Below are 24934 nucleotides of genomic sequence, written 5' to 3' on the forward strand. Positions count from 1 at the left end.
CCACCACCCTAACTTGTGGGTCGCCGCCCGCATGCAACGGCACCTGCCCACCCCGGCCCGGGCCGCCGGGGCGGTGGTGGGGGGGGGCTCACGCTCGGTCGGTGGGGGGGGGCGGGGTCCACCGAGGACCCGGCCCCGCTTCCCAGGACCTGTCCGGTCTCGACGCCGCCGCCGAGGAAGGGGCCCACCCCTCGTCGGCCGCATCCGGCTCGCGGACAGCAAGACCGCGGCGGTGGAGCGGACCCACTGGACCGACGACAACGGCTACCTGTTCGGCAAGAACAAGGACGGCCCGGCCAGACGCGGACGATCGCTCCATGGAAGCCGGCCGCTGAAAACCCGGCCGCCGTGCCCGCCGCCGTGCCCGCCGCCGTGCTCACCGGCCTGTTCGGACCTCTCTCCGCTTTCGCCGGCGCCTTCGGCGTCTGACGGCACGACGGCACCCGGCCGGGATCCCCCGGCCGGGTCGGCGGTGAGCCCGGCAAGTTCTTCGCGAGCTGGGCCGGCAGCCGGTTCCAGGCGAGGCGTAACCGGTCCTCCGACGCGATCGACCGGACAGACCTAGACGTGGAGCAGCCGCTGGATGATCTCCCGGTACTGCCTCAGCGCGAGCCTGAATTCGTCGGACTGTGTCCCGGGATCCCCGTCCTCCCACCCTGCGCGCAGGACACGCCGCCGCTCTGCGAGGGCGTCCACGAGCTGGGCGGTGGCTTCGTCGTAGGCGCTCTCGGCCTCTTCCAGCGCCTCGCGGGGGGTGTCGGCGAAGGTGTTGAGGGCGTGCCGGAGCCGCTGGACGATCTTGTCCTGTTCGTCCGACGGCAGCAGCGGCTTCGGGGCCGGGCTGCGGCGCTCGGCGGAGCCCGAAGGCTGGTCCGCGGGTTGCTGGGCGCGAGTCTGGTCGTACATCATCGGGTGCCGCTTCCGTCCTGCCCGAAGGCGTCCTCGGTCTTCTCGGTGGCCTGTTTCAGGCTTCCGAAGGCTTGGTCCATCTTGCCCCGGCGCCGCAGTCGTCTGTTGCGGGTGACCCGGCCGAGCTCTTCCGTGATCCTGTCCTTCGTCGTCTGCGCCCTGTTCCTGATGGCCGGTGAAACGGTCATGGCCGGCCCCACAGTTGTCCGGTAGATGAGTTCCTGCGGGGTCTGGGCGAGGCGGGAAGGCGGAAGCTTCGTCGTGTGGTCCGGAGTGGCATGGCCCTGCACCGTGCTGCCAGTCAACGTCCGGCAACGGCCCGTGTCAACGTGGTGGCCACGCGATCCGGCCCGCCCCGACTCGGAGCGTGCGGGAGGACGGTGGAGGAAGCGAGGGCTCTTCGTACGCCGGTGTCCGAAGCGGCCCCTTTCAGCGCGAGTCAGCGCGAGGCGCGCGGTCGGGGCCCTGGAGGGAAGGGCCCGTAGCGGTGGATGAGAGGTGGCCGCGGACATCGCGCGAACCCGTCTCCGGACCTCTGCGCGCGGACAGTTGGCCGGTGGCGTCGCTCACCGGGAACGACACCGGCGTCGGCGTCGGCACCGGAGCCGGTGTGCGAAGTGCTCCCGGTGAGTTCACACTCTTCCGGCATGCCCCGTAGTCCTCGGGTGTGACCAGCGAGCTTTCCGGATGATGGACATCCTTCCGGGGCGCACCCCCTGATCTCGGATGCCCGTCGAAGCGGATCGACCCCACATGTCCGCCGGCGCATCGGCACGATGAGTGCCTACCCCTCGATACTTCCCGTGCCAGGGCCGGTCCGGCAGGAATCGACGCCGTGCGAACCTGCCGGGACCGGTGGTGGCGGACAACCCGCCCGGCCGCCGCGCGACCTTACCCGGCCGCGCGAGGGACAGGGCCTCACAGTCCAGTACGAAGACACGGAGAGGCCGCTGTCCGTGCTCACCGGCTCGCTTCTTCACGCAGCCTCTCCGGCGCTGTGCTTTCCGGTGGTTCGACGCCGCTCGTGTTCGGCGTCGAGCTCCTCCAACTCGTCGAGCGCTGCCGCATGCTCGTCCTCGGTGGCGGGGCCGTGTTCTTCCTGCAGCCAGTCGGCCAGTTCCCGGAGCCGGTCCCGGTCGCGCTTGAAGCGCAGCGCCTCGGCGACGTGCGCCGACAGGCCCCGCTCGGCCGCGTCCGCGCGGATCTCGTCCAGGAGATCCTCGGGAATCGTCACCGTCACCTTCTTCGTCGCCATACAAGAGACCATGCTCTTGGTGTTGCGCTCCTTACCAGTGGGGCACGGGATCGACGCCCGGCGATCAGAGCCCGGCGATCAGACGGCCGTGGCGGGGCGTGGGCCGCCGTGGAAGACCTGGCTGGTGTGCCAGGAGCGGTGGATCGCCGCGACGGGGCGGGCACCCGGCTGGGGACCGATGAGCGGGCGGCCGGCGAGCGCTGTGACGTGCTCGCGGGCGGCGTGGCTGTGGCCGACGAAGCGCTGCGAGACCAGAATGCGGTGGCCTCCCCCACTCCCGGCTTCGCTCGAGCGGGGGGACCCCCGTCCGAGGCCGAGGACGCCCTTGTCGAAGAGCTTGTGGTGCAACGAGCACAGGCACAGTCCGTTGTCGACGTCGTCGGGGCCGTCGAACGCCCACCAGCGCACGTGCGCGGCCTCCAGTCCGACCGGCACCGCGCCGATCCTGCCGTCGTAGCCGCAGAAGGCGCACCGGTACTCGTATGCCGTCAGGACCTGCTCCCGCATCCGGGGATCCCGCCGCCTGCGCACGGCCGAGAGCTGTGCGGTCTCCGCGGGCTCCAGCTCCAGGCCGACGGATTCGCACAGGTCGCCGTGGAGCGAAGGCGGGAAGTGCAGGTCGAGCAGGACCCGTGCCATCCGGCCGAGCAGCGACGGCTCTCGCCGCAGCGCCGCCCGCAGTTCCGGCGCCAGCCGCCCTGCGGCTCCGACGTGCCGCAGCTCCCGCACGCCACTGCCGGGACTGCCCGGTCCGCGATCGGTACGCACTTCCCACACGCCGTCGCTCACCAGATGGTGGAACGGGTAGGCGGGCGTCGTCCGGTGGGGCGGACCGTACTCGGTCAGTAGACGCTGCAGATCCTCCTCCACCGCGCTGTACCGCAATTCGCCGGCGGCATCCTGCTGGAACCGGCCGAGGGCGTACAGCAACAGCAGCGGTTTGTGCGGAGCGCGGGTCCCGCTTCTGCTCCACTGCCTCAGCTTCGCGGTGCGCTCCAGCCAGTCCATGACCGGCGATGGTAGTGGCGCCCCGTCGGACATCGATCAGTGCATGCCCGGAGGGAGCCGTGCAGAGGGCTGCCCGGGCGTGACACCGTGCATGCGGGAGGGCGAGCGTTCAGGCAGTTCCCCGTCAGCGGCACCTTCGGTCCCACGTGATTCCCCGGTCGGCTGCGGCCGGCGACGGGTGGGGATCAGCCGGCGTTCTCTTCACTGTTCAGGTGGCGCACCGGGTGGGGAAGCTCGTCCGGATGCCGCGTCAGCCGCGCCATCACCCAGGCGGTGCGGGCATCCATGTCCGGACCGAACCCGGCTGCCAGGCGGCGGGCCTGCCACGTCGTTCGAGAACTCGGCGGCGATCTCGTCGGTCACCGAGGCGCGAAACCGGTGTCAGAGGCTCACTGCCGGGAGCGGGAACTGCGAGGTCGGCTCCCGGAGGGCTCGCCCCGAAGACACCCGGAAAAACGATCAGGGCCCGATCCACCGAGTGGATCGGGCCCTGCCCTACTTGAACAAAGTCGGGGTGGCGGGATTTGAACCCACGACCTCTTCGTCCCGAACGAAGCGCGCTGCCAAGCTGCGCCACACCCCGATTGTCGCTGCTCTCGCGGCGACGACGTTCACTTTAGCCCACCGGTGGCTGGAGACGAAATCCGGTTTTGGCGCCGAGGCGGACGGGGTCCGGGCGGGTGCGGTCCACGGTGATGAGGACGAGGGCCAGGGCGTAGAGGACGAGCAGCAGGAGGAGGGAGACGCCCAGGATGTGCTGGTAGCCGTGCCGGCCGGTGTCCTGGAAGGGGTAGAGGTGGCGGGCCGGGGTGTCGGGGAGGAGGGCGCCGCGGGCCAGGGCGAAGGCCAGGTACGCCGTCGGGTACAGGAGCCATGCGACGGCGTGGGCGAGGCGCATGCGGGCCGGTGGGGAGAGGAACAGCCGGTCCAGTACCGCCGCGACGGGGAGCACCGTGTGCAGGGTGGGCGGCGCGAGGGCGGCCAGCGTGGCGGCTGTTCCGGTCAGGGTCGCCGCCGCCGTCGGCTCCGTGATCGTGAATGCCGGTGTCGCGTCCGCCAGGAGGACGTGGTGGACCAGGGCTGCCGCGACCACGTACAGCAGCGTCGCTCCGGTCAGGGAGCCCGGCAGGGGGCGGCGGGCCGTCCAGGCCCGGCGGGCCGAGGCGAGCATGACCACGGCCAGCAGGAGCGTGCTCTGGATCGCGAAGTGGCTCAGGACGCGCGCCGGGCTGCCGAGCAGGAGCTCCACGGTCACCGCCGCGATCGCTGCCAGCGCCAGGAGCAGGCGGTACGCCGCTGTCAGGGGGCGGCGTACCGGGGGCGCCACGGCTCCCGCAGGGGCGGACGACGGCATGAGGTTCGCTCGTCTCCCCGGGATGACGGGGAGGTCAGGGATGTCCCTGGGTATCGGGGCGGTCATGAACCCCAGAGTGGGTGAACGACCTGGTCGGGGCGATGCGGGTGGGCCGAATGGGGGGCGTGGCGGGGGAGGGGACGTGGTGGGGCGCCCTGCCGCCCCGGGCCCGGATCGACCCCGGGGGTTACTCCTGTCCCACCAGTGTCATCAGCGTCGCCTCCGGCGGGCAGGCGACGCGGATGGGGGTGTAGCGGTTGGTGCCGCAGCCCGCGGAGACGTGGAGGTACGACGTCCGGCCCTCGGACGTGTGCGAGGACAGGCCCTTCACGCGGTCGGTGTCCAGGTCGCAGTTGGTGACCAGGGCGCCGTAGAACGGGATGCAGAGCTGGCCGCCGTGGGTGTGGCCGGCCAGGACCAGGGGGTAGCCGTCGGCCGTGAAGGAGTCCAGGACGCGCAGGTAGGGGGCGTGGACGACGCCCATCGAGAAGTCCGCCGTGCTCGACGGGCCGCCCGCCACCTCCGTGTAGCGGTCCCGCTTGATGTGCGGGTCGTCGAGGCCGGTCAGCTCGATCGTGACGCCCTCGATCTTCAGGGCGTCCCTGGTGTTCGTCAGATTCCGCCAGCCCGCGCCGTCGAAGCCGTCCCGCAGGTCCTCCCACGGGTTGTGGACCACGTCCACGGCCGGGGCGTTGCCGTTCAGGCCGTGCCGGCCCTGGGCCTTCTCGATCAGATAGCGGGCGGGATTGCGCAGCTTCGGGCCGTAGTAGTCGTTGGAACCGAAGACGTACGCACCCGGGAACTCCAGCAGCGGGCCCAGCGCGTCCAGCACCTCCGGGACGCCCTCCGGGTCGGACAGGTTGTCGCCCGTGTTGATCACGAAGTCCGGGCGCAGGCCCGCCAGCGAGCGCAGCCAGCGCTGCTTCTTGCGCTGGCCGCTCACCATGTGGATGTCGGAGACCTGCAGCACGCGCAGCGGGCGCATTCCGGCGGGCAGGACCGGGATCGTCACCCGCCGCAGCCGGAAGGAGCGGGCCTCGAAGCCCGCCGCGTACACCAGTCCGGCGGCGCCGGCCGCCGTGATTCCCAGGGGGATTCCGTATCGCGCGCGCATACGCCCATCGTGTCAGATCCGGGAGGAGCGGATGTCCGGCGGTCGCCTTCCGGGCGGCCGGCCCCGGAGCGGGTACGGACCGGGACGGACCGGGACGGGCCGGGACGGGCCGGCGCGGGTGGGTGACCGTCCGCCCGAACGGGCCCTGTGGCGCCGGGGTTCGGGAGCGCGCCGTAAATGCGCGGGCGCCCCTCCCTCCGTTCCTGCGACAATCAAGGCATGACCACGCTCAAGTCGAAGCTGCACGACGACCTCAACGTTGCGATCAGAGAGCGCGACGAGCTCAGCTCCTCGACGCTCCGGCTGACGCTCACCGCGATCACCAAGGAGGAGGTCGCGGGGACGGAGAAGCGCGAGCTCTCCGACGACGAGGTCCTCAAGGTGATCACCCGCGAGGCGAAGAAGCGCCGTGAGGCGGCGGACGCCTTCGCCCAGGGCGGGCGTCCCGAGCAGGCCGAGCGGGAGAAGGCGGAGGGCGAGTTCCTCGCGCGCTACCTGCCCCAGCAGCTGTCCGACGACGAGCTGAACGCGATCGTCGCCCAGGCCGTCGAGGAGGCGAAGGCGGCCGGTGCACAGGGTCCGCGGGCCATGGGCGCGGTCATGAAGATCGTCAACCCGAAGGTGGCCGGGCAGGCCGAGGGCGGCCGCGTGGCCGCCGCGGTGAAGAGGATCCTCGCCGACGGCTGAGCCGGGACGCCACAGCGAAGGGCCCCTCCCTCCCGAGCCGGTACGGGAGAGAGGGGCCCTTCGTCTGTGTCGCCCATGGCGTCGGTGTGCCGTCAGCGCGTGGTCAGCGCCGTCCGCCCGGTCCGTTGCCGGGGCCCTGGATGAAGCCCTCCGGGATGGAGATGGTCGGGAGCGGTTCGGCTCCGCCGTTGGTACCGACCCCGCCGTTGCCACCGCCGCCGTTGCCGCCGTCGCCGCCGCCGAAGAGGCCGCCGATGATCCCGCCGGCGTCGTTGTTGCGGCCGTCGCCACCACCACCGTCACCGTCGCCGTCACCGTTGCCGTTGTTCCCCCGGTCCTGGCCCTGGTCCGGGTCGCGGTTCTCGTTCTCGTCCTTGCGGTCCGGGATGTTGACGAGGTTGAAGCTGGGCGCCTCCTTGCCCGACAGGGCGCCGGTCATGGCGTCCTTCCAGATCGGACCGGGGACCGCGCCACCGAAGACGAGCGCGTGGGGGACCCCGCCGATCGTGATGTTCAGCATCTTGACGTCCTGCTGAGGGCTGCCGACCCAGACGGCGCCCGACAGGTTCGGCGTGTAGCCGACGAACCAGGCGTTCCGCCGCTCGTCCGTCGTGCCTGTCTTGCCCGCGTTCTGGCGGTCGGTCAGGCCGGCCTCACGCCCCGTACCGGAGTCGACCACGCCCTGCAGCAGGGTGTTGACGGTGTCCGCGGTCTCCTCGGACATCGCACGCTTGCACGTGGACTTCGGAACCTCGAGCGACTGCTGCTTTCCGCTGATCTTCTGCGTGATCGACTCGATCGCGATCGGCGTGCAGTACATGCCCCGGTTGGCGAAGGCCGCGTAGGCGCTCGCCATGGTCAGTGGCGAGAGACCGGTCGACCCGAGCGTCATCGACGACGGCACCTCGGGGACCTTGTCGCCGTTGCCCTGGACCACTCCCAGGGCATCGGTCATCTTCACCACCGGGCACATTCCGATGTCGGCGAGCATCTCCACGAAGAAGGTGTTGACCGACAAGGCCATCGCCTCCTTCAGGTCGTACGGCCCGACCTCGGACTCCGTCTCGTTCTCGAGCTTCTCGTTGCTGCTGTTGACCCAGGGATTGCCGCTGCACGTCTGGACCCGGTCCGGGTACGGCATCTCGTACGGCGCGGGGTACATCTGCGTCGCCGGGTGGCCCTGCTCCAGCGCCGCCGCGGCCACGAACGGCTTGAACGTCGAACCGGTCGGGAACCCGTAGTTGGAACCGCCCATGGCGGCGTCGACCGAGTAGTTGTACTCGGTCTCGTTCTTGCCGTAGCCGAACGGCCTGGACTGCCCCATGGCGAGGATCTTGCCGCTGCCGGGCTCGACCAGGGTGGTCGCCGCGGCGACCTTGTCCGACTTGTAGACGTGCGTCTTCAGCGACTCCCGCACCGACTTCTGCGCCTGCGGGTCGAGCGTCGTGCGGATGGTCAGGCCGCCCTGGTTCCAGACCTTGGCCCGGTCCTCCTTCTTCTTCCCGAAGACCGGGTCGTTGAGGAACACCTCGCGCACGTAGTCACAGAAGAAGGCCGCATCGTCGACCGCCGTGATGCAGCCGTTCTTCGGCTTGCTGACCTTCAGTCCGAGCGGTGACTTCGACGCCTCGGCGGCCTCCTCCCGGGAGATGTCGCCGACCTGGGCCATCCGCGCCAGGACCACGTTGCGCCGCTTGGTGGCCTCCGTCTCGTCGTTGACCGGGTCGTACCGGCTCGGTGACTGGACGAGGCCGGCGATGAGGGCCGACTCCTGGAGGTTGAGGTCCTTGGCGGGCTTGGAGAAGTAGCGCTGGGCGGCGGCCTCCACACCGTAGGCCTGCTGGCCGAAGTACGTGATGTTCAGGTAGTTCTCGAGGATCTTCTTCTTGCCCAGCTCCTCCTCGACCTGGATCGCGAACTTCAGCTCGCGGATCTTGCGGCCGATGGTCTGCTGGATGGCCTGCGCGACCTTCGTCGGGTCGTCACCGGCCTCCTCCACGAAGACGTTCTTCACGTACTGCTGCGTCAGGGTGGACGCGCCCTCGGAGACGCCGCCGGTCTGCGCGTTGCGGTTGAGCGCGCGCAGTACGCCCTTGAGGTCGACCGCGCCGTGCTCGTAAAAGCGTGAGTCCTCGATCGCGACGATCGCCTTCTGCAGGTGTGGCGAGATGTCCTTGAGGTCGACCACCGTGCGGTCACGCGAGTAGACGGTCGCGATCTTGCCGCCCTCCGCGTCGAGGATGGTGGTGCGCTGACTCAGCGGGGGCGTCTTGAGGTTGGCGGGGAGCTCGTCGAAGCTCTCCACCGACCCCTTGGCGGCGAGGCCCAGCGCACCCACGGCGGGGATCGCGATACCGGCCAGCACGGCTCCCGACAGGACACTGACACCGAGGAACTTGGCGGCCTGCTGCGTTGGCGACAGACCACCGCCCGAGCGCTTCTTTGGCATGGGAGCAGCCTACGTTCTCATTCGCCGGACAGGCGTACAGGCCTTGGCCTAAGCTGCTCACAACTGTCACAGCAGTGAGGTCATGTATCAATACGTCCGGCGACCCCGAATCGTTCCGGATTCCTCCGACTTTTTTGTCGGGGCGTGTTGGGTGCGTGTCCGGATCCGCCTTCCGTGTCCCATGGTGTCCGTTGTGGCGCAAGTGAAACGACCCGAAACGTCGGGATTGCCGCGCATGTCGCCAGCTCACTCCCCCGGGTGATCTGCCGCTTACCCATAGTCCGTTCGGGCCATTCAAGATTGGGCCCGCTGGGGGTGTTGCGCTGTGCCCACCTTCCGTAACGTCCTCAACTGGCTGCGGTGAATATGCCGCTGCCGCCGTGGGGGAGCCTCGATTCGGGAGAGGACGGCGCCGGTATGGGCTGGGTTATCGACTGGAGTGCGCAGGCTGCCTGCCGCACTACTGATCCGGATGAACTGTTCGTTCAAGGAGCAGCGCAGAACAGGGCCAAGGCGGTGTGCACCGGATGTCCGGTACGCACGGAGTGCCTGGCCGACGCGCTCGACAACCGCGTCGAGTTCGGCGTATGGGGAGGCATGACGGAACGTGAACGCCGCGCACTGCTGCGCCGGCGTCCCACGGTGACGTCCTGGCGCCGGCTGCTGGAGACCGCGCGCACGGAGTACGAGCAGGGGACAGGGATCGTCCCCCTCGACGACGACGAGGTGTACGCGAACCTCGCGGCGGTGAGCTGAGGGCTCTCGGGGGTCCTTGGCCTCTGCGCGGTGGACAGGGGGCAGGACTCCGGGCGGGCCGTGCCCGGCGGACGGACGGTGCCCGGCCGCGCGTCGGGGCAGGTCTGTCGGAGCAGGTCTGTCGGGGCCGGCCTGTCCATCAGGGTATGACGGCGTGCCTGGGGGCGTGTTGGCGCCGGTGCTGTTCCGGTTGATCCGGTGACAGGGCGTGGCGCCGCCGTCAGGGAGTGCCGACGTGTGTCAGACGCTCGCCTCGGGCAGCTCCGGCCGGTTGGCCGCGAGCCGGTCGCCGATGTCCCGCAGCCCCGCGAGGTCGTGCACGTCGCCGGGCAGTGCGGCCACTTCCGTCACCGCCACCTCGGGGTGGAGCGCGGTGAAGCGGTCCCGTGTGCGCTGCTCGCGTGAGAGCAGTTGCATCCGCTCGGCGTGCAGCCTCAACAGACCTGCGGTGAGCTGGCCGACGGACCGCTCCGTGTCCACCTCGTCCGCCCTGCCGGCGCCGGTGCTGTCCACGGTGGCGGGGGAGCCTTCGTCGGGGACGTCGTCCTGTGCCGGAGTGTCGGGAGAGGCGGTTGTGGGTGTCTTGGACGTGTCAGGGGCCCCGGGTGCCTCCGGAGTGGGGGTCTCCGTAGCGGGGTCGGACGAACTCTCGTATGTGTCGGGGGAGTTACGAAGTCCAGCTTTCCCGTCCTCCTGATCCACAATGCGGGAGTCCTCAAGATTTTCCGCGGCGGCGAGTGCCCGCTCGGCCGAGAGCCGGTCGGCGCCGCTGCCGTGGACCCGGTTGAGGACCAGGCCGGCCAGTGGCATGTCCTCGGCGGCCAGCCGTTCCACGAAGTACGCGGCCTCGCGCAGCGCGTCCCGCTCCGGGGCCGCGACCACCAGGAACGCGGTGCCGGGCGCCTGGAGCAGCTTGAACGTGGCGTCCGCGCGGGTGCGGAACCCGCCGAACATGGAGTCCATCGCCGCCACGAACGTCTGCACGTCGCGCAGCAGTTGGCCCCCGAGCACCTTCCCCAGGACGCCGGTCATCATGGACATTCCGACGTTCAGGAACTTCATCCCCGCCCGGCCGCCGACCTTCGCCGGGGTCAGCAGTACGCGGATGAGCTTGCCGTCGAGGAAGGAACCGAGCCGCTTCGGCGCGTCCAGGAAGTCCAGCGCGGACCGGGACGGCGGGGTGTCGACGACGATGAGGTCCCACTCGTCACGGGCCCGCAGCTGCCCCAGCTTCTCCATCGCCATGTACTCCTGCGTGCCCGCGAAGCCCGCCGAGAGCGACTGGTAGAAGGGGTTGCCCAGAATCGCGGAGGCCCGCTCGGGGTCCGCGTGCGCCTCGACGATCTCGTCGAACGTGCGCTTCATGTCGAGCATCATCGCGTGCAGTTCGCCGCCCGCGGAGTCGTCGACGCCCTTCACCCGGCGGGGGATGTTGTCGAGCGAGTCGATGCCCATGGACTGGGCCAGTCTGCGGGCCGGGTCGATGGTCAGGACGACCACCTTGCGCCCCCGCTCGGCCGCACGCAGGCCCAGTGCCGCTGCGGTGGTCGTCTTGCCCACCCCGCCCGAACCGCAGCACACCACGATCCGGGTGCCGCGGTCCTCGATCAGCGGGTCGACGTCGAGCGTGGGTACGGAGGAGAGGTGGTGGCGGGCCGAGCCGCCCGAGTGGGCCGGGTCGTGCGCCTGCGCCGGTTCCGGACGACGACTCATGACATTCCCTGCTTCCGATGCTTCCGGTTCGGTTGCCGGTCGGTGACGGGCACATTCGTGGGGGGCGCGGCTTCGGCGGGCGGGTTCTTGCCGGTCATGACACGCCCTGGGCGCGGAGTTCCTTGGCCAGCTCGTACAGGCCCGCCAGGTCCATGCCCTCCGCGAGCAGCGGCAGCTCGTGCCGGGGCAGGTCCACCTCGGTCAGCGCGGCGCGCTGCTCGGCCTCCAGCGCGTACCGCTCGGCGTACTCCTGCGCCTGCGCGAGCAGAGGGTCCACCAGCCGCTCGGCGTGCCCGCCGCGCCGCGCGCCGCCGAGACCGGCGGAGGCCAATGACCGCGCGACGGAAGAACGCGTGACCGTCCCCACGAGTTCCAGATCGGCCGGGTCCAGCAGCTCCGGGCGCACCATGTTGACGATGATCCGCCCCACCGGCAGCCGGGCCGCCCGCAGCTCGGCGATGCCGTCCACGGTCTCCTGGACCGGCATCTCCTCCAGCAGCGTGACCAGGTGCACCGCCGTCTCCGGCGATTTCAGCACCCGCATCACGGCCTGCGCCTGATTGTGTATCGGGCCGATCCTGGCGAGTCCCGCGACCTCGTCGTTGACGTTGAGGAAACGGGTGATGCGCCCGGTCGGCGGGGCGTCCATCACGACGTAGTCGTAGACGAACCGCCCGCTCTTGTCCTTGCGCCGCACCGCCTCGCACGCCTTGCCGGTCAGCAGGACGTCCCGCACACCCGGCGCGATGGTGGTCGCGAAGTCGATCGCGCCGAGCTTCTTCAGGGCCCGTCCGGCGCCGCCCAGCTTGTAGAACATCTGGAGGTAGTCCAGAAGGGCCCGCTCCGCGTCGATGGCGAGGGCGTGCACCTCCCCGCCCCCGGGAGCGACGGCGATCTTCCGTTCTTCGTACGGCAGTGCCTCCGTCTCGAAGATCTGCGCGATGCCCTGGCGGCCCTCGACCTCGACGAGAAGCGTCCGCTTCCCCTCCGTGGCCAGAGCCAGCGCGAGGGCCGCGGCCACCGTGGTCTTGCCGGTTCCGCCCTTGCCACTGACGACCTGAAGCCTGCTCACGCCTTTGAGCCTAATTCCTCCCCGCGCGTCCCGGCGGATCCGGGTGGGATCTCCCCGGAAAGCAGCCGCTAGAGTCGCCGTATGACGAAATGGGAGTACTCCACAGTTCCGTTGCTGGTCCACGCCACGAAGCAGATTCTGGACACCTGGGGCGAGGACGGCTGGGAGCTCGTACAGGTCGTTCCCGGTCCGAACAACCCCGAGCAGCTGGTGGCCTACCTGAAGCGGGAGAAGCAGGCGTGAGCGCGGTCGAGGCGAAGCTGGTCGAGCTCGGGCTGAGGCTGCCCGAGGTCGCCGCGCCGCTGGCCGCGTACCGTCCGGCCGTGCTGTCCGGCCGGTACGTCTACACCGCCGGCCAGCTTCCCATGGTGGACGGCGCGCTCTCGCTGACCGGCAAGGTCGGCGCCGAGGTCACGGCGGAGGAGGCGAAGGAGCTGGCGCGCACCTGTGCGCTGAACGCCCTCGCCGCCGTGAAGTCCGTCGTCGGTGACCTGGACCGCGTCGCGCGCGTGGTGAAGGTCACCGGGTTCGTGGCCTCGGCCGCGGACTTCACGGGCCAGCCGGGCGTCCTCAACGGCGCGAGCGAACTGCTGGGCGACATCCTCGGCGACAAGGGCGTCCACGCCCGCAGCGCGGTGGGCGTCGCGGTACTGCCGCTGGACGCGCCCGTGGAGGTCGAGATCCAGGTGGAACTGACCGGAACGGACTGACCGGAACGGACTGACCGGGACGGGCGGGAAGGCGGGGTGACGGGGGCGGGCAGGCGCTTCCCCCTTGCTCATCCGTCGCCCCTCGAACATCGGCCCGTCGCGGGATAGCCTCCGGCCATGGCGAATGCGCGGGCTGATGGGCAGGCCGGGGGCCGGCCGGGTGGCCGGACCGGCGGGCAGTGGTATCCGCCGGAATGGCCGGAGCGTATCCGCGCGCTCGCGGACGGGACCCTCGTCCCGGTCACGCCGAAGCGCGCGGCCACCGTCATGCTCCTGAAGGACACCGGCGACGGCTACGTCGTCCACATGCTGCGCCGACGCACCTCCATGGCCTTCGCCGGGGGCGCGTACGCCTATCCCGGCGGTGGGGTCGACCCGCGCGACGACGATCTTCACGTCCGCTGGGCGGGCCCCACGCGCGCGTGGTGGGCGGACAGACTCGGCGTCGACGAAACGGCGGCCCAGGCGATCGTCTGCGCCGCGGTGCGCGAGACGTACGAGGAAGCCGGCGTGCTGCTCGCGGGCCCGACGCCCGACTCCGTGGTCGGCGACACCACGGGCCCGGACTGGGAGGCGGACCGCGCGGGGCTCGTCGCGCGGGAGATGTCCTTCGCGGAGTTCCTCGACCGCCGGGGACTGGTCCTGCGCTCGGACCTGCTCGGCGGGTGGACGCGGTGGATCACCCCGGAGTTCGAGCCCCGCCGCTACGACACCTGGTTCTTCGTCGCCGCCCTCCCCGAGGGACAACGCACCCGGAACGCCTCCACGGAGGCCGACCGTACGGTGTGGATCGCCCCGAGCGAGGCGGCCGCCGGCCACGACCGGGGCGAGCTGCTGATGATGCCGCCGACCATCGCGACCCTGCGCCAGCTGACGGCGTACACGGCGGCGGCACAGGCGCTCGAGGCGGCACCCGCGCGTGACCTCACGCCGGTGCTGGCCACCGCGCGGCTGGACGAGGGCGGGGTCGTGCTGTCCTGGCCGGGGCACGACGAGTTCACCCGGCACATCCCGCAGCACACCCAGGACACCCAGCACTCCCAGCCCACCCAGCACATCCCGAACGGTGGAGCCCCCGCATGACCGACGCGGCAGCCCTTCCCGGCCAACCGCGCGGAGGGGTCCTCTCCGGACCCGCCACCGCGCGGGCGGTCAACGTCCTGGCGCCGAACGCCTCGGCGATGACCCTGGACGGCACCAACACCTGGATCCTGTCGGAACCCGGCTCCGCGCGGGCGGTCGTGATCGACCCGGGCCCGCTGGACGAGGGGCATCTGCGCAACGTCGTCGACACCGCCGAGCGGGCCGGCAAGCGCGTCGCCCTCACCCTGCTGACGCACGGTCACCCGGACCACTCCGAGGGCGCCGCCCGCTTCGCCGAGCTGACCGGCACGAACGTACGGGCACTGGACCCCAAGCTGCGCCTGGGGGACGAGGGACTGTCCGGCGGGGACGTGGTCACCGTGGACGGCCTGGAGCTGCGGATCGTCCCCGCCCCCGGCCACACCGCCGACTCGCTGGCCTTCCACCTGCCGGCCGACGGGGCCGTCCTCACCGGCGACACGGTCCTGGGGCGCGGTACGACCGTCGTGGCCCACCCCGACGGCCGCCTCGGCGACTATCTGGACACGCTGCGCCATCTGCGCTCGCTCACGGTCGACGACGGCGTCCACACGGTCCTGCCGGGCCACGGCCCCGTGCTGGAGGACGCCCAGGGCGCCGTCGAGTACTACCTGGCACACCGCGCGCACCGCCTGGCCCAGGTGGAGACGGCCGTGGAGAACGGCCACCGCAGCCCGTCCGAGGTCGTCGCCCACGTCTACGCCGACGTGGACCGCTCCCTGTGGCCGGCCGCGGAGCTGTCGGTCCGCGCGCAGCTGGAGTACCTGCGGGAGCACGGGCTCATCTAGGGCCGGACAGGCCCCGGGGCCTGTCGCTCTGGTCCCCGGCTCTCCGTGGCCACGGAGAGCCGGGTCGGGTCAGTGGGACAGGGCCGGCGGGATCAGCGGGACCGCTTCGCGAGGCGTTCGACGTCCAGGAGGATCACCGCGCGGGCCTCCAGGCGGAGCCAGCCGCGCTGGGCGAAGTCCGCCAGAGCCTTGTTGACCGTCTCGCGGGACGCGCCGACCAGCTGGGCCAGCTCCTCCTGCGTGAGGTCGTGGACGACGTGGATGCCCTCCTCGGACTGCACGCCGAAGCGGCGGGAGAGGTCCAGCAGGGCACGGGCGACCCGGCCCGGAACGTCGGAGAAGACAAGGTCCGACATGGCGTCGTTGGTCTTGCGCAGCCTGCGCGCGACAGCCCGCAGCAGTGCGGTGGCGACCTCGGGGCGGGCGTTCAGCCAGGGCTGGAGGTCGCCGTGGCCGAGGGCGAGCAGCTTGACCTCGGTCAGCGCCGTGGCGGTCGCGGTGCGCGGACCCGGGTCGAAGAGCGACAGCTCACCGATGAGCTCGCTGGGCCCGACGACGGCCAGCATGTTCTCGCGGCCGTCGGGGGAGGTGCGGTGGAGCTTGACCTTGCCCTCGGTGACCACGTAGAGCCGGTCTCCGGGGTCGCCCTCGTGGAACAGGGAGTCGCCCCGTGCGAGGGTCACCTCGCTCAGCGAGGCGCGAAGCTCCGCGGCCTGCTCGTCATCGAGCGCCGCGAAGAGCGGGTTCCGCCGCAGAACGTCGTCCACGTGTTCTCTCCTTGTCGACCTGCTCAGGGGACTTTGATCCCCACGTACCAGGGGACCGAAGTGCCCATTTTGCCGGACAGTCCAAACAGTGTGATCTGTCACAAGGATGCCGCACAGGCCTGGCGGGGTAAGCGGCAGGGGTCCAATCGGGGGCCGGTATTCAGGGGCCGGGACGGATGTCAGTGCCGAGCCGTAGGCTGGCCGGGTGTCCAAATCGCCGGTGGGAGAGCAGGCCCAAGGGGCTGTTCGGGTGGCGGCACACCGGGATTCCGCCGTGGGCGAACAGGGCTCGGATGGCGGCAGGAAAACGGCGAAACCGACAAAGAAGGCGCCGGTGAAGAAGAAATCGACCGCGAGTGCGACCTCGAGCGCGACCTCGGATTCGACGTCGGCCTCGAACGACATCTCGAACGACACCTCGGACGCGGCCTCGAGTGCGAGTGCGAGTGCGAGCAGCGCGGCCGGGGCGAAGTCGGCGAAGCAGGTGAGGTCGGCGAAGTCCGCGGCCGCCGGCAGGGCGGCCAAGCCGCCCGAGGCGGAGTCGCGCATCGCCCTCGTCCGCCGCGCCCGGCGGATCAACCGGGAGCTCGCCGAGGTGTTCCCGTACGCCCACCCCGAGCTGGACTTCGAGAACCCCTTCCAACTCGTGGTCGCCACGGTCCTGTCGGCCCAGACCACCGATCTGCGCGTCAACCAGACGACCCCCGCCCTCTTCGCGAAATACCCCACCCCCGAGGAGCTGGCCGCCGCCAACCCGGAGGAGGTGGAGGAGATCCTGCGCCCCACCGGTTTCTTCCGGGCCAAGACCAGGTCGGTGATAGGCCTTTCGAAGGCGCTGGCGGAGGATTTCGGCGGCGAGGTGCCGGGCCGGCTCGAGGATCTCGTCAAGCTGCCCGGTGTGGGCCGCAAGACGGCCTTCGTCGTGCTCGGCAATGCCTTCGGCCGCCCCGGCATCACCGTGGACACGCATTTCCAGCGTCTGGTGCGGCGTTGGAAGTGGACCGGGGAGACCGACCCCGACAAGATCGAGGCGGCCGTCGGCGCGCTCTTCCCGAAGAGTGAGTGGACCGACCTCTCGCACCACGTGATCTGGCACGGCCGCCGCATCTGTCACGCCCGTAAGCCCGCGTGCGGCGCCTGCCCCATCGCCCCGCTCTGCCCGGCGTACGGCGAGGGCGAGACCGACCCGGACAAGGCGCAAAAGCTGCTGAAGTACGAGAAGGGCGGCTTCCCGGGCCAGCGCCTGAACCCCCCGCAGGCCTACCTCGACGCGGGCGGCCGGCCGGCCCCGCCGCTGGGTGCCGGATGAGCCGCATGGGCCGCATGACGGGGGCATATACGGCGGGTGCCGGTGGAAAGATCCAGGCACCAGCGGGCGTTGAACGGGGCAGGGGAGCGGTGGGGGCGAGGACGACAGGGGTGGCGATGACGCGGGTGACCGATCTCCGGGGCGGTCGGGTGACGCTCAGCACGGAGGGTCTGCCCTCCTGGCTGGACCCGGTGGTCCGGGTTGCGGAGACGGTCGCACCGGACGAGCTGAGCCGCTTCCTGCCCCCGGCGGACGGCGAGGGCCGCCAGGCCGCCGTCCTTGTCCTGTTCGGTGACGGTGACGGCGAGCGCGGCCCGGAGCTGCTGCTCATGGAGCGGTCGGCCGCGCTGCGCTCGCATGCCGGACAGCCGGCCTTCCCCGGCGGCACCCTGGACCCCGAGGACGGCGACCCGTTGGCCGACGGGCCGCTGTGGGCCGCGCTGCGTGAGGCCGAGGAGGAGACGGGGCTCGATCCCGACGGCGTCCAGCTCTTCGGCGTTCTGCCGAAGCTCTACATCCCCGTCAGCGGCTTCGTCGTCACGCCGGTCCTGGGCTGGTGGCGGGTCCCCAGCCCGGTCGGCGTCGTCGATCCCAACGAGACCGCGCGGGTCTTCACCGTTCCCGTGGCGGATCTCACCAATCCGGACAACCGGACGACCGCCATCCATCCCAGCGGCCACCGGGGTCCGGCATTCCTGGTGGAATCGGCCGTGGTGTGGGGTTTCACGGCCGGGATCATCGACCGGCTGCTCCATTACGCGGGGTGGGAGCGCCCCTGGGACCGGGAGAAGCAGGTCCCGCTGGACTGGCGGTCATGACAGGGTGGGCGCGGTGCCGTGCGGTACGGGGGCTCGTGACGACGGCGGTTCATGCCGTATGCCCCCGGACTCCGGCCCGGTAAGAACGACCGGAATGACGAGGCGAGGCAAAACGCGGTGAACGTGCTGGACATCCTGTTGCTGGTCGCCGCCGTGTGGTTCGCGGTCGTCGGCTACCGCCAGGGGTTCGTCGTCGGCATTCTGTCGGTGATCGGGTTCCTGGGCGGCGGTCTCGTCGCCGTCTACATCCTCCCCGTCATCTGGGACCTCATGACGGACAACGCGGAGGTCGGCACGGCCGCCGCTGTCGTCGCGGTCGTCGTCGTCATCGTCTGCGCCTCCGTCGGCCAGGCCCTGACCACGCACCTCGGCAACAAGCTGCGCCGTCACATCACCTGGTCCCCGGCCCGCGCGCTCGACGCCACCGGCGGTTCCCTGGTCAACGTCGTCGCGATGCTCCTGGTCGCCTGGCTGATCGGCTCCGCCCTCGCGGGCACGACCCTGCCGACGCTCGGCAAGGAGGTCCGCCAGTCCAAGGTGCTGACCGGCGTCTCCCGGGCGCTGCCCGACCGGGCCGACACCTGGTTCGCCGACTTCTCCTCCGTCCTCGCGCAGAACGGTTTCCCCCAGGTCTTCAGCCCGTTCGCGAACGAGCCGATCACCGACGTCCAGCCCCCCGACCCCGCCCTGGCCGGCAGCCCCGTGGCCGGGCGCGCGCAGCGGTCCATCGTCAAGGTCATGGGCACCGCCCCGCAGTGCGGCAAGGTCCTCGAAGGCACCGGCTTCGTGTTCTCCGAACGCCGCGTGATGACCAACGCGCACGTCGTGGGCGGCGTCGACGAGCCGACCGTGCAGATAGGCGGCGAGGGCAGGAAGTACGACGCGACGGTCGTCCTCTACGACTGGAAACGCGACATCGCGGTCCTCGACGTCCCGGACCTGAAGGCGCCCGCACTGCGGTTCACCACCGAGGACGCGGGCAGCGGCGACAGCGCGATCGTCGCCGGCTTCCCGGAGAACGGCGCGTACGACGTCCGGTCCGCGCGGCTGCGCGGGCGCATCACGGCCAACGGCCCGGACATCTACCACCGGGGCACCGTCCGCCGTGACGTCTACTCCCTGTACGCGACGGTCCGTCAGGGCAACTCCGGCGGCCCGCTGCTGACCCCCGAGGGCCAGGTCTACGGCGTGGTGTTCGCCAAGTCCCTCGACGACACCGAGACGGGGTACGCGCTCACCGTGGACGAGATCCAGGAGGACATCGTCAAGGGCCGTTCCGCGACCCAGCAGGTGGACAGCGACAGCTGCGCGCTCTGAGCGGCGCGAGGACTGCCGCGGACGGGCGTACGGCCAGGAACCCGGCGATCGGCACGGCCGACTGCACAGCCGGGAGCACGGCCGGCGGTACGTTCGGCCGTGCTCCTCTCGTCAGCCGCGCGGGTGGTGGTGACGCAGCCGTACCGAGACCCAGCGGGCCCGGCGGCGGAGGATACGCGGAATCCCGACCCTGAGATCCGTACCTGCCATCTGCGGTGCACCGCCTTGCTGGTGGGATCCCCTGCCGCCCGCCGAACGGCGGTCGCGGCCCGTGTCACTGTGGTCGTGCGTCCAGCCCATACTCCGACCACTGCCCCCGCCGCATGGTCGATAACCGCCTCGCGGAGGGCCAATTGGCCTATGCGCCAGGCAAGTGGCCTTTCATAGGACAGGTGTTCAGTTCCGGTGATCGGATCTGCGCACCGGAAGGCGGCGGAAGGGGTTCCGGAAGCCGCTCGGCCGGCCGTCAGCGGTCGGGTTCCGGGTCCTTCAGCCAGTTGATCAGCTCGGAGGAGAACGCGGCCGGGTCCTCCTCGTGCGGGAAGTGCCCGAGCCCGTCGAACAGCCGCCAGCGGTACGGCGCTTCGACGTACTCCCCGGACCCGGCGGCGTTGCGGACACCCGCCACGGGGTCGAGCGAGCCGTGCAGATGCAGCGTCGGCACCTGCACCGGCCGCTTCATCCGGCGGTTGAACTGAATGCCGTCCGGCCGGGCCAGGGACCGCACCATCCAACGGTACGGCTCGATCGAGCAGTGCGCCGTGGAGGGGATGCACATGGCCCGCCGGTAGTTCTCCAGCGCCTTCTCCTCGGGCGGGCGGGGCCCGGACCAGTCCTGGATCAGCTTGGCCACCAGCGCCCCCTCGTCGGCGGTGAGCTGCCGCTCCGGGATCCAGGGCCGTTGGAACCCCCAGATGTGCGACATGGCCGACGACTGCCGCACGTCGGCGATCATGGCCGCCCGCCAGCGCCGCGGATGCGGCATGGACGACACCGCGAGCCGCCGTACGAGCTTGGGGCGCATCGCCGCCGCCGTCCAGGCCAGGTATCCGCCCAGGTCGTGCCCGACCAGCGCGGCGTCCGGCTCGCCGAGGGAACGGATCACACCGGTGACGTCCAGCGCGAGGTTGGCCGGGTCGTAACCGCGCGGTGTGCGGTCGCTGCCGCCGACGCCCCGCAGGTCCATGGCGACCGCACGGAACCCGGCGTCGGCGAGCGCCGTCAGCTGGTGCCGCCAGGTCCACCAGAACTGTGGAAAGCCGTGCAGCAGCAGCACCAGCGGCCCGTCGCCGAGCTCGGCGATGTGGAAGCGCGCACCGTTGGCGGCGACGTCCCGGTGGGTCACCTCGGCACCGCCCGGGATGTCGAGGCGTACGGCCGAGAGGGGGTGCGCCGAAGGAGTGGCGGGGTCCGTCATGAGGACGAGCGTGCCACAGCTTCGATCGCCTCGGGGACCCGGTCCTTGGGGAGTTCGGGACGCGGGTGCGGCTTGACCTTCTGCAGCACGACCGCCGTCTCCTTCATCGAGGCGGCGACCTTCTGCGGGCCGCGGCCCTTCTTCGCCTTCTTCGCGAAGACCACCCCGATCAGGGCGAGGAAGAGCGCGAGCAGCACGTTCGCCGCGAAGGACAGCAGGAAGCAGACGGCGAGGTTCCAGTCGCTCCAGGCGTGGATGCCGTAGGCCAGGGCGAAGCTCAGCATCGGCAGGGAGAAGAGCAGCACGAGGCCGGCCAGGGTGAACAGCCCGCCGCTCGTCGCGCCCCGCTGCACATCCCGTTTGAGCTGTGCCTTTGCCAGCGCGATCTCGTCGTGCACCAGCGCGGACATGTTCTCCGTCGCCGAGGCGAACAACTGGCCGATGTTGCGTTCGGCGCCGACCGGGCTGCCGTCGGGTGCGCTCATCGCGGTCTCCCTCTTCTTCTTTCGTCCTGCGTGCCTCTGCGTACCTCTGAGTAAGGCTCAGTCTGCCGCCTGACGGCCCCCGTCCGCCCCATCACCTGCGCCCGACCGCGTGGCTCCGGCTGTGGTTGTGGCTCCGGCTGTGGCTGCGGGGACGGGTGCTGGTGCGACCGCGTGCGTTCGACCGTGTACGTCGGACTGTCCTGACTTCTGTACTGTCCCGTCAGATCATGCCGGACTGTCGTGGTCCTCGCCTGCCCCGCCCGGTACGTCGGCAAGCCCGCCGTGTTCCTCGGCCTTCTCCCGCGCGATTCGCCGGTGCTCGGCGGCCTTGTTCTCGTGTATCTCTGCCATACGCAGGTGGTACGCCGGGTCGTCCTCCTCGTAGATGTCCGGGACGCCGCTGAGGTCGTCGTCGCGTTCCTCGTCCTCGGTCAGCTTGCGGTACTTGGTGTTCTGGATCTTCAGCAGCACGGTCGCGACGGCTGTCGCGATCAGCGAACCGACCAGCACGGAGGCCTTGACGCTGTCCGACATCAGGGCGTCGCCCTCGAAGGCGAGCTCGCCGATGAGCAGGGAGACGGTGAACCCGATCCCGGCGAGGGCCGACACCGCCAGGATGTCCGCCCAGACGAGGTCGTCGCTGAGCGAGGCCCTGGTGAAGCGGGTGGTCAGCCACGTGCCGCCGAAGATGCCGACCGTCTTGCCGACGACGAGGCCGAGGACCACACCGAGCGTCTCGGGCGTGGTGAACACCTCCCCGAGCGCGCCGCCGGAGACCGCCACCCCCGCGCTGAACAGGGCGAACAGTGGAACCGCGAGGCCCGAGGAGAGGGGCCGGACCAGGTGTTCTATGTGCTCGCCGGGGGACTGCTTCTCGTCCTCGTGGCGGTGGCAGCGCAGCATCAGGCCCATCGCGACACCGGCGATGGTGGCGTGGATCCCGCTGTTGTACATCAGGCCCCAGACGACCAGGGCGAGCGGCACGTACACGTACCAGCCGCGTATGCCCTTGCGCAGCAGCAGCCAGAAGGCGGCCAGGCCCACCACGGCACCGGCGAGCGCGAGGAAGTTGAGATCATTGGTGAAGAAGACCGCGATGATCAGGATCGCGAAGAGGTCGTCGACGACCGCGAGGGTCAGCAGGAAGGCGCGCAGCGCGCTCGGCAGGGACGTGCCGATGACGGCGAGCACGGCGAGCGCGAAGGCGATGTCGGTGGCGGTGGGCACGGCCCAGCCGGCCAGCGAACCGCCGCCGATGCCGCTGGTGAGCGTGTAGACGAGGGCCGGTACGGCCATGCCGCACAGGGCGGCGACGACAGGGAGCGCGGCGGCCCGGGGGTCGCGCAGATCACCGGCGACGAGTTCACGTTTGAGCTCGATTCCGGCCACGAAGAAGAAGACCGCGAGCAGTCCGTCGGCGGCCCAGTGCGCGACGGACAGGTCCAGGCCGAGGGCTGCGGGCCCGAAGTGGAAGTCGCTGACGCTCTCGTAGCTGTCCTGCAGGGCGGGTACGTTCGCCCAGATCAGCGCGGTGACCGCGGCGATGAGCAGCAGCACACCGCCGACGGTCTCGGTGCGCAGCGCGTCCGTGACGTAGTTCCGCTCGGGCAGGGAGAGACGGCCGAAGGCCTTGCGCGGGGCGGGGGTGGGGGTACGAGGTGCGGGCACGGGGTGATCCTCTGGTAGGCGGGCAGCACGAATCGCGTGCCGACCAGACTTCCCGGCGCTCCATGAGACAGCGTTTGTTCGGGTGGCCTGTCGTGGCCACCTTTCCTGGTCACTGTAACCAACGTACTTGGGCGCTGCACCGACAGCTTTTGGTGACGGATGTCACGGAGGCACCCGGCGCGCGTGCGGCGCCGGGTGCCTCCGTGGCCCGCGGGCGGGCCGTGACCGATGGGACCGAGGAGGAACCCGCCCTGGTGTCAGTCCTCGCTGGACGACTGGGGCAGCTTCGCCTGGATCAGATTCATGACCGTGGCGTCGGTCAGCGTCGTCACGTCCCCGAGCTCACGGTTCTCGGCGACGTCCCGCAGCAGACGGCGCATGATCTTGCCGGAGCGGGTCTTCGGCAGCTCGTTCACCGGCAGGATTCGCTGGGGCTTGGCGATCGGGCCGAGCGCGGAACCCACGTGCGCGCGCAGCTCGGCGACCAGGTCCTCGGTCTCGGAGGCCGTGCCGCGCAGGATCACGAAGGCGACGATGGCCTGCCCGGTCGTCTCGTCGGTCGCGCCGACCACGGCCGCCTCGGCGACCGACGGGTGGGAGACGAGCGCCGACTCCACCTCGGTGGTGGAGATGTTGTGCCCGGAGACCAGCATCACGTCGTCGACCCGACCGAGCAGCCAGATGTCGCCGTCGTCGTCCTTCTTGGCGCCGTCACCGGCGAAGTACTTGCCCTCGAAGCGGGACCAGTACGTGTCGAGGAAGCGCTGGTCGTCGCCCCAGATGGTGCGCAGCATCGACGGCCACGGCTCGGTGAGGACCAGGTAGCCACCGCCGCCGTGCGGAACCTCGTTCGCCTCGTCGTCGACGACGGTCGCGGCGATGCCGGGCAGCGGGGTCTGGGCGGAGCCCGGCTTGGCGGCGGTCACGCCCGGCAGCGGCGAGATCATGATTCCGCCGGTCTCGGTCTGCCACCAGGTGTCCACCACGGGGGTGCGGTCCGCGCCGATGTTCTTCCGGTACCAGATCCAGGCCTCGGGGTTGATCGGCTCGCCGACGGAGCCGAGGACCCGCAGCGAGGACAGGTCGAACTTCGCGGGGATGTCGTCGCCCCACTTCATGAACGTCCGGATCGCGGTCGGCGCCGTGTAGAGGATCGTCACGCCGTACTTCTGCACGATCTCCCAGAAGCGGCCCTGGTGGGGGGTGTCGGGCGTGCCCTCGTACATGACCTGGGTCGCGCCGTTGGCGAGCGGTCCGTAGACGATGTACGAGTGCCCGGTGACCCAGCCGACGTCGGCCGTGCACCAGAACACGTCCGTCTCCGGCTTGAGGTCGAAGACCGACCAGTGGGTGTACGCCGTCTGGGTGAGGTAGCCGCCGGAGGTGTGCAGGATGCCCTTCGGCTTACCCGTGGTGCCGGAGGTGTAGAGGATGAACAGCGGGTGCTCGGCCTCGAACGCCTCGGGGGTGTGCTCGGTGCTCTGGCGCCCCACCAGGTCGTGCCACCACACGTCGCGGCCTTCGGTCCAGGCGACCTCCTGGCCGGTGCGGCGGACGACGAGGACGTGCTGCACGTTGTCGACGCGGCCGGCCGCCTCGTCCACGGCGGGCTTGAGCGCGGACGGCTTGCCGCGCCGGTAGCCGCCGTCGGCGGTGATGACGACCTTGGCGTCGGCGTCCTGGATACGGGTCGCGAGCGCGTCCGCCGAGAAGCCGCCGAAGACGACGGAGTGCGCGGCACCGATACGGGCGCAGGCCAGCATCGCGATCGCGGCCTCGGGGATCATCGGCAGGTAGACCGCGACCCGGTCGCCCTTCCGTACGCCCAGCTCCAGCAGGGCGTTGGCGGCCTGGGAGACCTCGTCCTTGAGCTGGGCGTAGGTGATCGCGCGGCCGTCGCCGGGCTCGCCCTCGAAGTGGATGGCGACGCGGTCGCCGTTTCCGGCCTCGACGTGGCGGTCCACGCAGTTGTAGGCGACGTTGAGCTCGCCGTCCTTGAACCACTTGGCGAACGGCGGGTTCGACCAGTCGAGGGTCTCGGTGGGCTCCTTGGCCCAGGTCAGCCGGCGGGCCTGCTCGGCCCAGAAGCCGAGCCTGTCAGCCTTGGCCTGTTCGTACGCCTCCGCGGTGACGTTGGCGTGTGCGGCCAGGTCGGCGGGGGGCGCGAACCTGCGTTCTTCCTTGAGCAGGTTGGCCAGGCTTTCGTTGCTCACGGC

At 70.7% G+C, this 24934-nt stretch carries 24 protein-coding genes and 1 tRNA gene; 9 read left to right on the plus strand and 16 right to left on the minus strand.

Going from position 1 to position 24934, the window contains the following annotated elements:
- Nucleotides 1-561: 561 nt before the first annotated feature.
- The 7 genes from ACFWVE_RS09740 to ACFWVE_RS09770 form a co-directional block, all read right to left on the minus strand.
- The gene (locus tag ACFWVE_RS09740) at nt 562-909 is read right to left on the minus strand and encodes a hypothetical protein (RefSeq protein WP_384010034.1); all 348 of its coding nucleotides are present in this window, start codon (nt 907-909) and stop codon (nt 562-564) included.
- A complete protein-coding gene (locus ACFWVE_RS09745; protein ID WP_384010037.1) occupies nt 906-1097 on the minus strand; it encodes a CsbD family protein in 192 nt (63 codons plus the stop codon). Before ACFWVE_RS09745 ends, ACFWVE_RS09740 begins: the two co-directional genes overlap by 4 nt.
- Before the next feature lie 788 nt (nt 1098-1885).
- Nucleotides 1886-2164, minus strand: coding sequence for a CopG family transcriptional regulator (locus ACFWVE_RS09750; RefSeq protein WP_384010040.1), 279 nt, complete (start codon nt 2162-2164; stop codon nt 1886-1888).
- A 78-nt stretch (nt 2165-2242) separates the two neighbouring features.
- A complete protein-coding gene (locus ACFWVE_RS09755; protein ID WP_384010042.1) occupies nt 2243-3172 on the minus strand; it encodes a phosphorothioated DNA-binding restriction endonuclease in 930 nt (309 codons plus the stop codon).
- Between the two features lie 509 nt (nt 3173-3681).
- Nucleotides 3682-3755: transfer RNA gene (locus ACFWVE_RS09760), tRNA-Pro, on the minus strand.
- A gap of 33 nt (nt 3756-3788) precedes the next feature.
- Nucleotides 3789-4592: a Pr6Pr family membrane protein gene (locus ACFWVE_RS09765; RefSeq protein WP_384010045.1), complete on the minus strand. Its 804-nt coding sequence runs from the start codon at nt 4590-4592 to the stop codon at nt 3789-3791.
- Nucleotides 4593-4713: 121 nt separating this feature from the next.
- The gene (locus tag ACFWVE_RS09770) at nt 4714-5640 is read right to left on the minus strand and encodes a metallophosphoesterase (protein ID WP_384010050.1); all 927 of its coding nucleotides are present in this window, start codon (nt 5638-5640) and stop codon (nt 4714-4716) included.
- Between the two features lie 219 nt (nt 5641-5859).
- Here ACFWVE_RS09770 and ACFWVE_RS09775 point away from each other — a divergent pair, with 219 nt between their 5' ends.
- Complete coding sequence (locus ACFWVE_RS09775; protein WP_384010053.1) at nt 5860-6327, plus strand: GatB/YqeY domain-containing protein; 468 nt, start codon at nt 5860-5862, stop codon at nt 6325-6327.
- Between the two features lie 103 nt (nt 6328-6430).
- Here the strand turns inward: ACFWVE_RS09775 and ACFWVE_RS09780 are convergent, their stop codons facing one another.
- Nucleotides 6431-8776 (minus strand): transglycosylase domain-containing protein, encoded by a 2346-nt coding sequence (locus ACFWVE_RS09780; protein ID WP_384010055.1) that lies wholly within the window; start codon nt 8774-8776, stop codon nt 6431-6433.
- A gap of 417 nt (nt 8777-9193) precedes the next feature.
- Here ACFWVE_RS09780 and wblA point away from each other — a divergent pair, with 417 nt between their 5' ends.
- Nucleotides 9194-9532 carry a transcriptional regulator WblA gene (gene wblA, locus ACFWVE_RS09785; protein WP_384010058.1) on the plus strand — a complete coding sequence of 113 codons (339 nt, stop codon included), beginning with the start codon at nt 9194-9196 and terminating at the stop codon, nt 9530-9532.
- Between the two features lie 240 nt (nt 9533-9772).
- On the opposite strand, the gene ACFWVE_RS09790 is transcribed toward wblA, so the two are convergent.
- Together ACFWVE_RS09790 and ACFWVE_RS09795 are read right to left on the minus strand one after the other, a co-directional pair.
- A complete protein-coding gene (locus ACFWVE_RS09790) occupies nt 9773-11245 on the minus strand; it encodes an ArsA-related P-loop ATPase (protein ID WP_384010060.1) in 1473 nt (490 codons plus the stop codon).
- Nucleotides 11246-11339: 94 nt separating this feature from the next.
- Nucleotides 11340-12317, minus strand: a complete 978-nt coding sequence (locus ACFWVE_RS09795) for an ArsA family ATPase (RefSeq protein ID WP_384010062.1) — start codon at nt 12315-12317, stop codon at nt 11340-11342.
- Between the two features lie 81 nt (nt 12318-12398).
- Between ACFWVE_RS09795 and ACFWVE_RS09800 the strand changes: the two genes are divergently transcribed.
- The 4 genes from ACFWVE_RS09800 (at nt 12399) to ACFWVE_RS09815 (ending at nt 14937) form a co-directional block, all read left to right on the plus strand.
- Nucleotides 12399-12560: a DUF4177 domain-containing protein gene (locus ACFWVE_RS09800; protein ID WP_019355547.1), complete on the plus strand. Its 162-nt coding sequence runs from the start codon at nt 12399-12401 to the stop codon at nt 12558-12560.
- On the plus strand, nt 12557-13027 hold the full coding sequence (locus ACFWVE_RS09805) for a RidA family protein (RefSeq protein WP_384010064.1): 471 nt from the start codon (nt 12557-12559) through the stop codon (nt 13025-13027). The genes ACFWVE_RS09800 and ACFWVE_RS09805 overlap by 4 nt, the downstream gene beginning before the upstream one ends.
- 117 nt (nt 13028-13144) lie before the next feature.
- Nucleotides 13145-14110 carry an NUDIX hydrolase gene (locus tag ACFWVE_RS09810; protein WP_384010067.1) on the plus strand — a complete coding sequence of 322 codons (966 nt, stop codon included), beginning with the start codon at nt 13145-13147 and terminating at the stop codon, nt 14108-14110.
- A complete protein-coding gene (locus tag ACFWVE_RS09815) occupies nt 14107-14937 on the plus strand; it encodes an MBL fold metallo-hydrolase (RefSeq protein WP_384010070.1) in 831 nt (276 codons plus the stop codon). The genes ACFWVE_RS09810 and ACFWVE_RS09815 overlap by 4 nt, the downstream gene beginning before the upstream one ends.
- Nucleotides 14938-15029: 92 nt before the next feature.
- Here ACFWVE_RS09815 and ACFWVE_RS09820 read toward each other — a convergent pair whose 3' ends face one another.
- Nucleotides 15030-15704: a Crp/Fnr family transcriptional regulator gene (locus tag ACFWVE_RS09820; protein WP_042163713.1), complete on the minus strand. Its 675-nt coding sequence runs from the start codon at nt 15702-15704 to the stop codon at nt 15030-15032.
- A 484-nt stretch (nt 15705-16188) separates the two neighbouring features.
- Here ACFWVE_RS09820 and nth point away from each other — a divergent pair, with 484 nt between their 5' ends.
- The 3 genes from nth (at nt 16189) to ACFWVE_RS09835 (ending at nt 19148) form a co-directional block, all read left to right on the plus strand.
- On the plus strand, nt 16189-17013 hold the full coding sequence (gene nth / locus ACFWVE_RS09825) for an endonuclease III (RefSeq protein ID WP_384010195.1): 825 nt from the start codon (nt 16189-16191) through the stop codon (nt 17011-17013).
- A gap of 116 nt (nt 17014-17129) precedes the next feature.
- Complete coding sequence (locus ACFWVE_RS09830; RefSeq protein WP_384010073.1) at nt 17130-17831, plus strand: NUDIX hydrolase; 702 nt, start codon at nt 17130-17132, stop codon at nt 17829-17831.
- Between the two features lie 117 nt (nt 17832-17948).
- Nucleotides 17949-19148 carry a MarP family serine protease gene (locus ACFWVE_RS09835; RefSeq protein ID WP_384010078.1) on the plus strand — a complete coding sequence of 400 codons (1200 nt, stop codon included), beginning with the start codon at nt 17949-17951 and terminating at the stop codon, nt 19146-19148.
- Between the two features lie 111 nt (nt 19149-19259).
- On the opposite strand, the gene ACFWVE_RS09840 is transcribed toward ACFWVE_RS09835, so the two are convergent.
- From ACFWVE_RS09840 to acs, 5 genes are all read right to left on the minus strand, one after another.
- Nucleotides 19260-19448: a hypothetical protein gene (locus ACFWVE_RS09840; RefSeq protein WP_384010081.1), complete on the minus strand. Its 189-nt coding sequence runs from the start codon at nt 19446-19448 to the stop codon at nt 19260-19262.
- Between the two features lie 166 nt (nt 19449-19614).
- Nucleotides 19615-20565, minus strand: a complete 951-nt coding sequence (locus tag ACFWVE_RS09845) for an alpha/beta fold hydrolase (protein WP_384010084.1) — start codon at nt 20563-20565, stop codon at nt 19615-19617.
- Entirely contained in the window at nt 20562-21050 is a 489-nt protein-coding gene (locus tag ACFWVE_RS09850) for a phage holin family protein (RefSeq protein ID WP_384010087.1), read from the minus strand. Before ACFWVE_RS09850 ends, ACFWVE_RS09845 begins: the two co-directional genes overlap by 4 nt.
- 225 nt (nt 21051-21275) lie before the next feature.
- Nucleotides 21276-22718, minus strand: a complete 1443-nt coding sequence (gene nhaA, locus ACFWVE_RS09855; RefSeq protein ID WP_384010090.1) for a Na+/H+ antiporter NhaA — start codon at nt 22716-22718, stop codon at nt 21276-21278.
- A gap of 257 nt (nt 22719-22975) precedes the next feature.
- Entirely contained in the window at nt 22976-24931 is a 1956-nt protein-coding gene (gene acs / locus ACFWVE_RS09860) for an acetate--CoA ligase (protein ID WP_384010092.1), read from the minus strand.
- Nucleotides 24932-24934 lie beyond the last annotated feature (3 nt).

This window comes from Streptomyces sp. NPDC058632, assembly GCF_042717095.1.
Taxonomy (GTDB): domain Bacteria; phylum Actinomycetota; class Actinomycetes; order Streptomycetales; family Streptomycetaceae; genus Streptomyces.